This is a genomic window from Bartonella sp. TT121SHDZB, assembly GCF_042193415.1.
Lineage (GTDB): Bacteria > Pseudomonadota > Alphaproteobacteria > Rhizobiales > Rhizobiaceae > Bartonella.
Genome location: NZ_JBHILR010000095.1, coordinates 1 through 501 on the forward strand (window position 1 = coordinate 1; position 501 = coordinate 501).

At 38.1% G+C, this 501-nt stretch carries 1 pseudogene; it reads left to right on the forward strand.

What is annotated here, in order from left to right:
• Position 1: 1 nt before the first annotated feature.
• Positions 2 to 501, forward strand: a pseudogene (locus ACFIKI_RS08690) (hypothetical protein); the annotation flags it as partial.

Here is a 501-nt window from a genome sequence, read left to right on the forward strand (position 1 = left end):
TATGTGCAAAAAATATGAATTAACCAGTGAAATCAAAAAAATCAAACATGCTCTTACTCGAAATATTATAAATCTTTATCGCATTAAAGCTTTAAAAGATTTTGATGATGTTAAGACGGGGGATTTAGGGGGCTTTATTGAAAAGGAAGCTAATCTATCCCATGATGGCAATTGCTGGGTGTATGATAAAGCTTGTGTCTATGGCTATGCCCGTGTTTATGACAATGCAAAAATACGCCATTTTTCGCAAGTTTGTGGGCAAGTCTATGGGAATTGTGAAATCTATGGCAAGGCTTTCATCTCTCAATACGCAAAAATTTATGACCATGCTTGTGTCTATGGCAATGCTCATGTTTATGGCAATGTTTATGGGTATGCTCATGTGAGTGGTGCTGCCCGCGTTCTTGCTGATGCTCATATTTATGATTATGCTCATGTTTCTTATGATGCTACGGTTTTTAGTTATGCAAGGGTCTATGGTCGTGCCATTGTTGCTGGCTC